This is a genomic window from Paenibacillus sp. ISL-20 (genome assembly GCF_018613005.1).
Lineage (GTDB): Bacteria > Bacillota > Bacilli > Paenibacillales > Paenibacillaceae > Paenibacillus_AQ.
Genome location: NZ_JAGGRD010000018.1, coordinates 89,038 through 100,675, shown reverse-complemented (window position 1 = coordinate 100,675; position 11,638 = coordinate 89,038). Strand labels below are relative to the sequence as shown.

At 50.2% G+C, this 11,638-nt stretch carries 12 protein-coding genes; 1 reads left to right on the top strand and 11 read right to left on the bottom strand.

Annotation, left to right across the window (positions count from 1 at the left end):
- Positions 1–84: 84 nt before the first annotated feature.
- On the bottom strand, positions 85–213 hold the full coding sequence (locus J7E85_RS34555) for a hypothetical protein (RefSeq protein WP_272914357.1): 129 nt from the start codon (positions 211–213) through the stop codon (positions 85–87).
- 265 nt (positions 214–478) lie between these two features.
- Positions 479–1,852, bottom strand: coding sequence for a class I SAM-dependent rRNA methyltransferase (locus J7E85_RS10515; RefSeq protein WP_215157543.1), 1,374 nt, complete (start codon positions 1,850–1,852; stop codon positions 479–481).
- A 155-nt stretch (positions 1,853–2,007) separates the two neighbouring features.
- On the opposite strand from J7E85_RS10515, the gene J7E85_RS10510 reads away from it, so the two are divergent.
- Complete coding sequence (locus tag J7E85_RS10510) at positions 2,008–2,979, top strand: Na/Pi cotransporter family protein (protein WP_215157541.1); 972 nt, start codon at positions 2,008–2,010, stop codon at positions 2,977–2,979.
- Here J7E85_RS10510 and J7E85_RS10505 read toward each other — a convergent pair.
- From J7E85_RS10505 to dnaK, 9 genes are all read right to left on the bottom strand, one after another.
- Positions 2,976–3,431, bottom strand: a complete 456-nt coding sequence (locus J7E85_RS10505; RefSeq protein ID WP_098742705.1) for an NUDIX hydrolase — start codon at positions 3,429–3,431, stop codon at positions 2,976–2,978. The two genes, J7E85_RS10510 and J7E85_RS10505, sit on opposite strands and share 4 nt — an antisense overlap.
- A gap of 86 nt (positions 3,432–3,517) precedes the next feature.
- Positions 3,518–4,861 carry a tRNA (N(6)-L-threonylcarbamoyladenosine(37)-C(2))-methylthiotransferase MtaB gene (mtaB, locus tag J7E85_RS10500; protein WP_215157539.1) on the bottom strand — a complete coding sequence of 448 codons (1,344 nt, stop codon included), beginning with the start codon at positions 4,859–4,861 and terminating at the stop codon, positions 3,518–3,520.
- A gap of 2 nt (positions 4,862–4,863) precedes the next feature.
- Entirely contained in the window at positions 4,864–5,634 is a 771-nt protein-coding gene (locus J7E85_RS10495) for a 16S rRNA (uracil(1498)-N(3))-methyltransferase (RefSeq protein ID WP_215157537.1), read from the bottom strand.
- 80 nt (positions 5,635–5,714) lie between these two features.
- On the bottom strand, positions 5,715–6,398 hold the full coding sequence (locus tag J7E85_RS10490; RefSeq protein ID WP_215157535.1) for a site-2 protease family protein: 684 nt from the start codon (positions 6,396–6,398) through the stop codon (positions 5,715–5,717).
- Positions 6,399–6,400: 2 nt separating this feature from the next.
- Entirely contained in the window at positions 6,401–7,378 is a 978-nt protein-coding gene (gene prmA / locus J7E85_RS10485) for a 50S ribosomal protein L11 methyltransferase (protein WP_215157533.1), read from the bottom strand.
- Between the two features lie 299 nt (positions 7,379–7,677).
- Positions 7,678–7,878 carry a YfhD family protein gene (locus J7E85_RS10480; protein ID WP_215157728.1) on the bottom strand — a complete coding sequence of 67 codons (201 nt, stop codon included), beginning with the start codon at positions 7,876–7,878 and terminating at the stop codon, positions 7,678–7,680.
- 49 nt (positions 7,879–7,927) lie between these two features.
- Positions 7,928–8,299 (bottom strand): hypothetical protein, encoded by a 372-nt coding sequence (locus tag J7E85_RS10475; RefSeq protein WP_215157531.1) that lies wholly within the window; start codon positions 8,297–8,299, stop codon positions 7,928–7,930.
- 222 nt (positions 8,300–8,521) lie between these two features.
- The gene (gene dnaJ / locus J7E85_RS10470; protein ID WP_215157529.1) at positions 8,522–9,640 is read right to left on the bottom strand and encodes a molecular chaperone DnaJ; all 1,119 of its coding nucleotides are present in this window, start codon (positions 9,638–9,640) and stop codon (positions 8,522–8,524) included.
- A gap of 93 nt (positions 9,641–9,733) precedes the next feature.
- Positions 9,734–11,572: a molecular chaperone DnaK gene (gene dnaK, locus J7E85_RS10465; RefSeq protein ID WP_076320572.1), complete on the bottom strand. Its 1,839-nt coding sequence runs from the start codon at positions 11,570–11,572 to the stop codon at positions 9,734–9,736.
- Positions 11,573–11,638: the final 66 nt, after the last annotated feature.

Sequence of the window (11,638 nt, the reverse complement as noted above, 5' to 3'; positions counted from 1 at the left end):
TCGTCTTTCGAAAGGGACTCCTTCACCCTTCAAAACAAGCTGCGCTTCCGGTGAAATCATGCCCTTGAATCTATTAGAGGTTGTTCAAAAAGTCCGCTTTTGATCACGAAGCGAATCAGGAAGCAGCTCGGCATCGAATCTTGAATTCAGCCGGGCCTTCCGGTGCTCACGTACCCAAATCGTACGCTCCGCTCCTGACGTCCCTAGCTTCATCCAACCTTCTCGGTGCTGAAAATCGACCTTTTTGAACACGCACTATTCGTCAAATGTATCAAAATCCATATGAAATCCACGTTTTGGTTCGTTCTCTATCAAAAAAGATGTTGATTACTAGTATAGCATAAGTATCGTTTGATGGAACATACGTTTGGATTTCATTCCCATTCCAAAATATTGCGGACATAAAAAAAGGACCCTGCCATCGTGGTTTACCCACCATAACAAGATCCTTCGCATCAACCGCTATAGCTGTGGCAGTTTAAAGCTTTGATTTGCTGCGCACTTCAAACACGGCAAATTTCAAATAATGCCCCTCATCAACCCCGAGAATTTGCGGGTGATCCTTGCCGGCCGCACGCCATTCCACGAGTCTTAGAATTTTGCCGGCATCTTTTGCCGCATCCTGGATCGTCTCCAGGAACAAATCCGGACGCATATGGTACGAGCAGCTTGCCGTAACCAAATACCCGCCCTCATTCACCAGTTTCATGCCATGAAGGTTGATATCCTTATACCCCCGGCAAGCCCCTTTGACGGCAGACCTGGTTTTGGCAAACGCCGGCGGATCCAGAATGACCACATCCCAAGAACGTCCACCTCCCGCGGTCAGCGGTTTGGAGGTATCCACTTTCTGATCCCCTTGCGCACGCTGCTCGCGTTCTTCCAAGCCTTTTACCTGGTTGCGCAAATATTGGAAGGCGTCGTCCACTACAAACTCCACGCGATCCTGGAATCCGTTCAATCCCACATTCTCTTTGGCGCTTTCAATGGCATGCTCCGATATGTCAAGACAGGTTACTTTCTTGGCCCCATAAAGGCATGCGTGCAGCGTGAAACTGCCCGTATGCGAAAAGCATTCCAGCACCGTGGCACCGTCCCAATAGGGAAAGGTGACTTCTTTTCCGCTTTTGTTCACCGGCAAGGACTTCATCTCACCGTTACGTTCCACAGTCTGGAGCGTGATCCCGCTGCGGTCTCCCCAACCGTTCATTAACGGTTTAATGGATGCCCGGTTCTCGCGCTGATCAAAGAAATATCCCGTCTTCTGGCCTTCTTCAATATCCACTTTGATCTTCAAACCGTTCTCCGTCACCGTTACGTGGCGAGGACACTCCCCGTAGAGAATACCTGTGCGCTGCTCCAGCCCTTCCAGTTCCCGGATGGATACATCGCTTCGTTCATAGATTCCTTTCGGCTGGACCACCTCGACAAGCGCGTTCACGATGTCCTCACGGCAGCGATCCATGCCCAGCGTCAGCAACTGGATGACCAGTACGTCATCAAACCGGTCCACAATCAGCCCTGGAAGAAAATCCGCCTCGCCATATACCAGCCGGTAGGCGTTCTCATCTCCGATAAACCGTTCCCTGTGTTTCAGGCATTCCTGAAACCTGGCGGCGAAAAAGGCCTTGTCCATCGTCTCAACCGGCTCATACGAAACGGTGCGTACGGTGATTTGAGATTGCGGGTTGTAATAACCGGAGGCGAGAAAACGGCCTTGATGGTTTAATACCGATACGATATCACCCGGCTTGGGTTCACCCTCGACAGAGGCAATCTCGCTTTTATAAACCCAGGGATGCCCCTGCTCCAGTCTCTTTTTTCGACTGCGCTCCAAAATTACCGATGGCACTGTACTTCACTCCTTAAGTTATCCCCTGGCCATTTCAATAGGCATGCATGTCCACCAAGGGTCATATACGTAATTAAGAAAAAAAGTCTTTCGACGGACTCTCTCCGTAGCGGATGCTTCATATCCCCACTTTATTTCACAAAAAGGAGAACATCATGCTATCCTCACTCTGGTTTCCCATCTGTTATGGTCTTGTCCTGTTCCTGTTCGGCATGAAGGTCATGGAGGTTGCGCTCCAACGCTGGGCCGGTCCGCTGTTGCATAAGTGGCTCCATAAAGCGACATCCACGCCCCTTAAAGGCATGATCGCCAGCACAGCGGTCACGGCCCTGCTGCAAAGCAGTACCGCCGTTACCGTGCTGGCAATAGGTTTCGCCAATGCCGGATTGTTAAGTCTCGCTGGTACCTTGGGCGTTATACTCGGCACGAACATCGGCACAACGGTAACCACCGAGCTCATCAGCCTGCAGATCGGACAAGCCGCCATGCCTCTGCTTGTCCTCTCGCTGATGCTATGGGTCGGGGCGGTAATCGTCAGCGAGCGCGTGCCTTCGAGCTACGAAAAGGTAAAAAACAATTTGATCCGCAGCCAGTTTTTATGCCTCGCTGTCGCCGGATTCTCGCTGGTGCTGCTTGCTATACAATTCATGCAGTCTATCGGCCCGACTCTGCAAAGCCTCGGTTTGTTCCAGTGGTTCCTGGACCACGCTTCGCGGAGCGTCCTCTGGGGCATAGCAGCCGGAACGATATTGACTGCTCTGATGCACAGCAGCGCCGCTGTCATCGCTATGGCCATGGGGCTTTCAGCCAGCGGTGCGCTGCCTCCGGAGATCGGCGTTGCCATCGTTCTGGGCTCCAATGTCGGCACCTGCGCAACAGCACTTATAGCAGCGATTGGCAGTACCCGAGCAGGGCGATTCGTGGCTTGGTCCCATATGGGGCTTAATATCGGCGGTGTTCTGCTCTTTACTCCGTTCATATCAGGCTTAACCACCGTATCCGGATGGTTAGCGGCGGATCCGGCCGGACAAATCGCCCATGCGCAAACCTTGTTTAATATCGTATGCTCGCTTATTGCGCTTCCACTATGCTATCTGCCCTTCTGGAACAAGCGGGCACAGACCTAAAGCTTCATATCTTCATCCGCAGGAATGCTAACCTCAAGCAGCATAAGCGCTTTACGCAGGATGATATCATTGTTGTTATATCCGTTGCTGCGCTGCTTCCTCCATGCGGCCAGAGGCTCAAACCAGTCCACGCCGTTGATTTCCTCGATTTGGGGTTTTAAGCTACCTTTTTCTGCTTTAACCAGATAGTAATGGACTTCCTTGTCCACCTGGCCGAATTCGGGATGATGGTATTTATATGCAATAATGTCCACTGGAGAGGTGATGGATCCGACTATACCTGTCTCCTCGCAAATTTCTCGAAGTGCAGTCTGCTCGACGGTTTCACCGGCTTCCATCTTGCCCTTGGGAAGCGAGGTTTTTCCATAACGGTCCAAAATAAGCTGGATCTGAAGCGCCCCTTCATGATGACGGTATACCACGCCGCCTGCCGAAATCTGTGTATATGCCATGTCCTATTCCTCCTTCATGTACAACAAGGATTCCACTTCCGGTAGCCAGGAAATGAAATCCTTGTCTGGTATGGCCGCTATTGGAATTACTGGGCAGCTGCCTTTAGTCCATGATCTATAACGCTGAGGAGTTCGCCCTCGCATTCATTTACACCGGTTTTGGTTACTTTTACGCGGCACAGTTTGCCTTCGAGATCAGGCGATCCGTTGAATACAAGCTGCAGATAATTATCGCTATAACCCTGCATCTTTCCGCCATTAGGAGCACCCTTGTACTCACGCTCAGGTATCACTTCCAGAATCTGACCTACAAAACGTTCAGCATAAGCAAGCTGCAGCTGCTCCGACAAGTCAATCAGATCATGCACACGTGCATTCTTCACTTCCTCGTCCACCTGATCCTCCATCCGTGCTGCCGGCGTGCCGGTACGCTTCGAATACGGGAATACATGCATCTCGGAGAACTGAATCGCCTTCATCAGGTCATAGCCGTTACGGAACATCTCATCGGTTTCGCCAGGGAAGCCAACGATAACGTCCGTCGTAATGCCCACATCGGGCATCGCTTGACGAATCAAGCCCATCTTGTTATAGAACTCTTCGGTTGTATATTTACGGCGCATCCGTTTCAGTACCGTATCATCCCCCGCTTGCAGCGGTATATGAAGATGGCGGCACATTTTACTGGAGCGATTCAACACATCCAGCATCTTCTCATCGATCTGGCTTGCTTCGATGGAGCTGATGCGGATCCGTTCCAAACCGTCTACCCGATCAAGATCCCACAGCAAATCGGACAATCGGTAATCTTCAAGATCATCTCCATATCCGCCTGTGTGAATACCGGTCAGCACGATTTCCTTATAACCCGCTCCAACCAGCTGATGCGCCTGCTTGATGATGCTCTTCGGATCACGGCTGCGTGACAAACCGCGGGACCATGGAATAATGCAGAACGTACAGAAGTTGTTGCATCCGTCCTGGATTTTTAGAAATGCGCGTGTGCGTTCCGCAAAATCCGGAACGTCCATTTCCTCAAACACCCGGGTCTTCATGATATTGCGAACCGCATTAATCGGCTGACGTGTCTTTTCAATATCATGGATGAAATCCATAATCTTATCGCGATCCTGGTTCCCGATGACAAGATCCACGCCCGGTATATCCAGAATTTCTGCAGGCGAGGTTTGCGCGTAACAGCCCGTTACAGCCACGATGGCCTCGGGATTGCGGCGAACCGCACGTCTGATCATCTGGCGGCTCTTCTTGTCCCCTGTATTGGTAACGTGGCAGGTGTTAATCAAATAAACATCTGCGGTTTGTTCGAAGTCCACCTGGTCGTAGCCTTCATTTTTGAAGTATTGCCAGATGGCCTCGGTATCGTAAAAATTGACTTTGCAACCCAACGTATAAAACGCTACGGATGGCATGTTCAAACGCCCCCCATTTCTCCAGATTCGTATAGTGCGCAGGCAAGCGCCGTCATGCCGGCAGTCTCGCAGCGAAGGATCCGCTTTCCAAGCCCAACGGATACAGCTCCTGCATCTTCGGCCGCTCGGCATTCCTCTTCCGTAAAGCCGCCCTCGGGTCCAACGACCAGCAGCAAGCTGGCCTTCTCAGCCGAATTCGGCAGCGCCTGCTCCGCAAAAGGCTTCAGCACGTCCCTCAGCTGGGAGCCATGCTCTTTTTCATAACAAAAATATACGGCATCGTAGCCGGAAAATGCTGCAAGCAGATTTTTCCACGACAGAGGCTGTTCAACAGACGGTATCCGGTTACGATGCGCCTGCTCAGCCGCCTCCTTCGCAATCTTGCGCCAGCGTTCCAGCCGCTTTCCTTCCTTCTTGGCATCGTACTGAACAATCGTTCTGTCCGATAGGAAGGGCACAAAGGACACCGCGCCAATCTCGGTGCACTTTTGGATGACGGTCTCCATCTTATCGCCTTTCGGCAAACTCTGAGCGATGCTCACTTGCAGACGCGGTTCCTGCGTCATCTCCATGGGTTCAATCACAACGGCAGTGACACTGGCCGCTTCGATGCTCTCAATCTCCACCATGGCTTCGCGGGATTCCCCATCGCTTACAATCAATTTATCACCAAGTCTGCCTCGCATGACCTTGGTAATATGACGGGCGTCATCACCCGTAATCTCAACACGGTCTCCCTCGAATTGTGCGGGAGTGACAAAATATCGCTGCATCTTTATCCTCACCTAACTCCAAAATCGCCAAACCCCATCATACAACTTTTCGTGCAAACTGACCAGAGAAATCCGCGCCATTATCCCCCGAACATCTTAATGAACAGATTCAAAAAATCGATGGATAATGCATGCGCTGCATCATATAATGGCTTAATCGTATATCTCTGAAAGGTTGGCAGCAATATGATCAACAGGAAAATAAGTATCGACCACTGCTCGAACTTCTGAATCCTCGCACTGACGCGCGGAGGAAGCATATTCTCAAGAATCCGGTAGCCGTCAAGCGGTGGCAACGGAATAAGATTAAAGAGGAACAGAAAGAAATTGAGCAGTATAAAGGTATTGAAAAACAAATGTATCGCTTGATCTGTTTTGGTAACGCCAATCGGCTCGATCACACCGAACTGATAGAGTCCCGCATAGATCAGCGTTCCAAGTATACCTAACATAAGATTGCTCAGCGGACCAACCGCTGCCACAATGATGCTCATTCGGCGTGGGTTGCTAAAGTTCTCGCGATTGATCGGTACCGGCCGTGCCCAGCCAAAACCCGCAATCAGCAAGAGAATAATCCCCAGAAAATCAAAATGCACCGCCGGATTCAGCGTGACCCTTCCCAGCAGCTTGGCCGTTGGGTCTCCGAATTTATTCGCAAAATAGGCATGCGAGAACTCATGCACGGTAAAGGCAATGATTAAAGCAATCAGATAAAAAGGAAGTTGTTCCAGCGGATAAAATAACAGTCGATCCAAAAAATCCATAATCAGTTCTTCCTCGCCACGAAGGCAACCCAATCATCCTCGTGGCAGATGTCGGCAATTTCGAAACCGGAGGCAATCAGCGCTTTCTCCACGATCTCTTCTTTGTTCTTGTAAATGCCCGAGGCGATATAAGCGCCTCCCGGCTTGAGAGCCTGGTATACATCGTCTACAAACAACAGGATGACCTCAGCCAAAATGTTAGCCACTACAACTTGTACCGGCAGCGTCACGCCCAGATCCGATTGATCGGTCGAATGGTTGAGTACCGAGAGCAGATCGCTTTCCTTCACCGTAATCCGATCTTCCAAGCCGTTAAGACGGGTATTCTCCATTGCACTGGATACGGCAACCGGATCCAGATCAAGAGCCAGTATCCGTGATGCTCCCAGATGCGCTGCGCCGATGGAGAGAATGCCTGAGCCTGTCCCAACATCTATGACTTCCTCTCCGCCCTTGATCACCATCTCCAGTGTGCGCAAGCATAACGAGGTTGTCGGATGCGTTCCTGTGCCGAATGCCATGCCCGGGTCCAGCTCAATAATCGATTCTTGATCGGATTCCGGCGTGTACTCTTCCCATGTCGGCTTGATCGTTAACCGCTCGGACACGCGGATCGGTTTGAAATACTGCTTCCAGGCCGTTGCCCATTCATTCTCATCAACCGTCTTCATCTCATACCTGACTTCGCCTGTATCAATCCCAAATTCCTTCAGTTCATTCACTCGCGGCGTTATCTCATCACGGATCGCTTCCAAGGTAACCGTCTCATCAAAATAACCTTTGATAACGGCTTGGCCTTCAGGAATATCGTTAAACGGAACGATCTCATCAAACCACTGTCCAAGGGATGTGTCCCGCTTCTTGTTTGTCGTACCGGATTCTTCAATCGAAACGCCTCCGGCTCCAGCTTCATGCAGGAAATTCGTAATCATCTCCACGGCTTCTTCCGTGGTATGTATCGTTAATTCATGCCATAACATGTGCTACTGTTCCTCCTCATTCATACATAAATATTATTGTACTATATAGAGGACCCCGGATACAAAGTTTGTACTAAAATACCATGATGACTTTTCTTACAAGTCGTTCGAATACGAAAAACGTTATCAACGTACTCTCTCCAGAAGACTGACCACATATGGCAGAAATTTTTCTTGCGAAATAAGAACGATAAGCCTCCGAAGTTTATACTTTCTTATGTCTTCAAAAAAAGCCCTGCTTACCACCTCCGTAACAAGAAGGGTAAGAGGACTCTTTCATCACTTGATAAACATAATGATTAATCTACATTTTTACTGGTTTCATCGAGAATTTTCTTCAATTGGCGTTCATCCGCTGCCTCGCTTCTGCGCAGAGCCTCCACATCATCGTGGTCGGCTTCCATAGCCGAAAACTCGACATCCTCCACCTTAGCGGATTGAAGCGCAATCATCTTTTCGGTTTTACTCGAGATTTTCCCTTTTTTTACGCGTCTCATTATGGGTGCTATTCTCCTTTCCGTATAAACGATCAGAGCTGTGCCTATAACCTCAAATCATGCCGCCGGATTCTTCGATTAACCGCATGGCTTGCGGGAATACGCCTTCGTCCAATACAACCGTCAGCAAAATATCCCGGCCCTCGGTTCCGTCCTCCCCGCCGCTGCTCATCCCGCTGGCTGACGGGTCCGCCGCCCCCAGGATTCCGGCCCCTGGCCCCGAAATATCCGCATTTAAGGTCAGCGTTGATAAGCTTGTAATATTGCCTGTCAACGGATTCATCGGATTGTTAAGCTCCCCGCCGGGATCAGCACTAAACCGATCGATGGACATATCGGCAACGCGCAGCGACTGCAATTTACGGGCTGCATGCTGGGCTTCTTCCGGACTTTTGAAATACGCCAAAATATTTTTCTCTGCCACTTTATTTCACCTGCATTTCCTATTCAAGATTGCATCTTCCAAAGATGGACCTTCCCTAGGTTGCTTCATAGTTAAGTGTTTTATTCTTGAGAAAAGGGCCTGTTTAAGCTGGCAGACACTCCTGACGCTCCCCCAACAAAAAAACAGCAGACCGAAGGTTTGATCACCTTAGCCTGCTGCTGTTCTTTATGCTATGAGGGGGGGTAGCCCCATAAGTTTGTATTAGTCACCGCGGAATGCTTTTTTTACACGGTCAAAGAAGGACTGTTCCTGTTCATGGGTCTGTTCGCCATCAAGTGAAGCAAACTGTCGAAGCAGCTCTTTCTGTTCATCACTCAGCTTGCTTGGCGTAACGACCACAACCTTAACGTGCTGGTCACCCTGTCCCATGCCGCGGAGTCGAGGCACTCCTTTGCCTTTCAGGCGGAAGAAGGTACCCGTCTGCGTGCCGGCCGGGATCTTCAGCTTCACTCTCTCCGTCAACGTCGGGATTTCAATCTCGTCGCCAAGCGCAGCCTGAGCAAAGGTAAGCGGCACTTCGCAATAAATGTCGTCCCCTTCGCGTTCAAAGAAGTCATGCGGCTTCACGCGGATTACGATATACAAGTCACCGGCCGGGCCCCCACGGAAGCCGCCTTCGCCTTCACCTGTCATACGAAGTTGAGCTCCGTCGTCCACACCCGCAGGCACGCGAACATGAATCTTGCGCTGCTTCTTCACTTTACCGTTGCCGTTACAGGTCGAGCAGCGGTCTTTGATGATCTTCCCTGTTCCGTTACAGTTCGAACAAGCGCGACGGTTTACCATCCGTCCAAACGGCGTATTCTGCACGACTTCTTGCTGCCCGCTGCCGTTACATACCGAACATGTATGCGGCTGCGTGCCCGGCTTCGCCCCGGAACCGTGACAGGTATCACATGTTTCCGTTCTCGGAATGGTAATATCCGTTTCCTTACCGAATACCGCTTCCTTAAATTCAACTGTCATCGTGTATTGCAGATCGTTCCCCCGCTGAGGCGCATTCGGATCACGGCGTCCATTACCGCCAAAGAACATATCAAATATATCTCCAAAACCGCCGAAATCACCGGAGAAACCGCCTCCGCCCATGCCTTGGTTCGGATCGATATGCCCGTACTGGTCATAAGTCGAACGTTTCTGATCATCGCTCAAAACGTCGTAAGCCTCTTTCACTTCCTTGAATTTAGCTTCCGCGTCAGCCGCTTTGTTCACGTCCGGATGATATTGGCGAGCCATTTTACGGTACGCCTTCTTGATCTCATCGTCCGATGCATCCTTGCCGACACCGAGCACCTCATAATAATCACGCTTATCAGCCACGGTTTCACCCCAATCTCTTTATTACTCTTTTACATAAGGAAAGCCAAAGTGCGAAGATGCGCAGCTTTGACCTTCCCATACAATCTATTCAGATTAACCTTTGTTTTTATCTTCGTCAACAACCTCGTAATCTGCATCTACGACATTGTCTTTATTAGCCGCACCGGAGTCGGCACCTTCAGCACCCTGCTGCTCTTGTGCTGCTTGCTCATACAGCTTCACGGACAGCTGCTGCACGATTTGAGTCAGCTCCTCTACCGAAGCGTTAATCTCTTCGAGGTTATCGGATTCAAGGGCTTTCTTCACTTTGTCTTTTGCTTCATTCGCTTTTTCCACTTCGGAAGCATCGACTTTGTCGCCCAAATCCTTGAGTGTTTTCTCGGTTGTGTATACGAGTTGGTCCGCATTGTTGCGAGCCTCTACCAACTCTTTGCGTTTACGGTCTTCTTCAGCATGAAGCTCTGCGTCCTTCATCATTTGTTCAACTTCAGCATCGCTCAAGCCGCTGGAGGACGTGATTGTGATCTTCTGGCTCTTGCCTGTACCTTTATCCGTCGCCGAAACGTTTACGATCCCGTTCGCATCGATATCGAAGGTAACTTCGATTTGCGGCACGCCGCGTGGTGCTGGAGGAATATCTCCAAGCATGAAGCGTCCCAGCGTTTTGTTGCCGGCAGCCATTTCGCGCTCACCTTGCAGAACGTGAATTTCAACGCTCGGCTGGTTATCGGCATACGTGGAGAATACTTGGGATTTGCTTGTTGGAATCGTCGTGTTACGGTCGATCATTTTGGTGAATACGCCGCCTGCTGTCTCGATACCGAGGGACAACGGAGTTACGTCGAGCAATACGACGTCTTTAACGTCACCTGTCAATACGCCGGCTTGAACAGCTGCTCCAAGCGCAACCACTTCGTCAGGATTTACGCCTTTGTGAGGCTCTTTGCCTGTCAATTTCTTAATCGCTTCCTGTACGGCAGGAATACGAGTGGAACCACCGACAAGGACGATTTTATGAATATCGTTAGCTGTCAAACCTGCATCGCTAAGCGCTTGACGAGTCGGTCCAAGTGTACGCTCTACAAGAGAAGCAGACAATTCTTCGAATTTAGCACGAGTCAGGTTGAGTTCAAGATGCTGAGGCACGCCGTCAGCAACGGTGATGAACGGCAAAGAAATCGTGGTAGTCAGTACGCCGGACAATTCCTTTTTCGCTTTTTCCGCAGCATCTTTCAGACGTTGAACCGCTGCTTTGTCTTTGCTCAAATCAATGCCTTGCTCTTTTTTGAATTCGGCTACCATATAGTCAATGATGACCTGGTCAAAATCGTCACCGCCGAGTTTGTTGTCACCGCTGGTTGCTTTTACTTCGAAGAAGCCATCACCGAGTTCCAGAATGGAAACGTCGAATGTACCGCCGCCCAGGTCATATACCAGAATGGTCTGGTCTTCGGATTTCTCCATACCGTATGCCAAAGCTGCTGCTGTCGGCTCGTTGACGATACGCAGAACCTCAAGACCCGCGATTTTACCGGCATCCTTGGTCGCTTGACGCTGGCTGTCATTGAAGTATGCAGGAACCGTAATAACCGCCTGGGTTACAGGTTGGCCCAAGTAAGCTTCCGCATCGGATTTCAGCTTTTGCAGAATGATGGCGGAGATTTCTTGCGGCGTATAATCTTTGCCGTCGATGGATTCTTTATGATTCGTACCCATATGACGCTTGATGGAGATAATGGTACGATCCGGGTTTGTGATCGCTTGACGTTTTGCTGTATCCCCAACGACACGCTCGCCGTCTTTCTTAAATCCGACAACGGACGGGGTCGTACGGGCGCCCTCCGGATTCGGGATAACTACTGCTTCCCCACCCTCCATTACGGCTACGCAGGAGTTGGTTGTTCCTAAGTCGATACCAATAACTTTGCTCATGTAAAATTTTCCTCCTTATTCATTCACACGAATCCTCGCATGATCTTCATCAATTTTTATATGATA